The 1,435-nt window shown below is 60.2% G+C and carries 1 protein-coding gene and 1 pseudogene; one reads left to right on the top strand and one right to left on the bottom strand.

The window, feature by feature from the left end; all coding sequences use genetic code 11:
- Positions 1 to 432 precede the first annotated feature (432 nt).
- A complete protein-coding gene (locus D0Z06_RS25025; protein ID WP_147332136.1) occupies positions 433 to 1,164 on the top strand; it encodes a hypothetical protein in 732 nt (243 codons plus the stop codon).
- Positions 1,165 to 1,334: 170 nt separating this feature from the next.
- Here the strand turns inward: D0Z06_RS25025 and D0Z06_RS25020 are convergent.
- Positions 1,335 to 1,435 (bottom strand): annotated as a pseudogene (locus D0Z06_RS25020) (IS5/IS1182 family transposase); the annotation flags it as partial.

The following is a 1,435-nucleotide window of genomic DNA, read 5'->3' as shown; positions in this document are numbered from 1 at the left end:
GGCGGATCTCCGCCCAGTCCTCCACTGCCAGCACCTCGTCCCTCCCCGGCTCGGCTCGAGCCAGGGTCTCGGGAGGGGGTCAACTTTCGACCGTCGCGAGGGGGTCAGTTTTCAGGCGTCGTCGACACTGGGCGCTGCCAACCGCAGGTTGAGAGCCCGCCGTCTACGTTCCCGTGATCACATCGATACTGAGGCGGGCGATACCACCGCGAGCGCTTCGTCTGGACTAGGTGAGCGGACGAATCGCGCTTCGCTCACCCTTGGAGGAGTGTCTTGCACGTTGTCCTCACAGTTTGTCACACCGCACTTAGTTTGATCCTTCTTTACAAGATCTACTCCATATGGAGACACCTGACCTGGGTTAACACGAATGGGAAGACCTACCGGCAGGAACTTGACAAGCTCCGGAATGCTGCGGCCGGTAGTGTCGGCGTGCGCGAGCTCTATTACGCCACCACGACTCGGGCAGAGTTCAGAAACGGGGTTCCGTTACTCGGAATACAACAGTTGCGGGTCAAGAATGGGATAGCGATCCTCAAGTCGAGGACTGGCGCAGGGTCACTGATTTTTCGAGCTGCCCTGCGGATCCTCCTCTTCGTATTTCACTTTGCAACCCTTGGAATCGCGGGTGTGGCCCTCCTGGTTTGGGCGGGCCTTGCTGTGCGCGAGGATCCGTCGCGGCCCATCATTCTCATGACCGCCGCCGGATCGACTGCCCTGCTGCTACTTCTCGCCTCAGTGCTGTTGGCGGTAGAGTCCACTGGCGTGTACGCCAGTTTCGGCTCGTACGCGGTGGCGTATCACCAAACACTTCAATATGTCAACAAGACACTGAGTCCGACCTTCTGGCGCGAGTTTCTGGCTTTGGTATATTCGGGTCTGGCCTTGGTGTTCGTGGACGCGGGCATCGTCTCTTTTCTCGTGACGGCGCGAATAGAAGATTTCGGGCTAGCGGACGGGAAATATGGGGACCTCGCAGGACTGACCGGACTGATCCACTGTGCCTATTCGATCTTCATGACGTTTGTCTTCTCGTCTCCATTGGAACCGTCCACCAACCTTGGTCAGCTAGCGCAGGTGGCCTTCACCTTACAGGGGCTATTTCTGATCACAGTCGCCTTTGCGGGGCTCTTGACAGGAGCTAGATTTGCTCGGGGTGCATGACGCCGCGGCGGCGCATGTGACCCCTGACCGACCGCTCGGCCCATCAGTAACCTGAGTCGGGAAGAGCTGGGCTCCTTCGCGCAGCGGACGAGAGGAATGGAGGGGACCGCCCAAGTTGTGTGCAGCGAGGTAGTGAGCCTTTCCCAGTAGCGGGTCCGCCGGCCGGTTGATCACGTAGTGCGGTCGTGCATGTGGTGGAGCAGGACGAGGGCGGCGGCGGTGATGGCGCCGATGCGCCAGGGGCACAAGCTGACCCGGCGCAGCGCCTTGA

Source organism: Geodermatophilus marinus (genome assembly GCF_003428645.1).
Taxonomy (GTDB): Bacteria; Actinomycetota; Actinomycetes; order Mycobacteriales; family Geodermatophilaceae; genus Geodermatophilus.
This window is presented reverse-complemented; position numbering and strand designations above follow the sequence as displayed.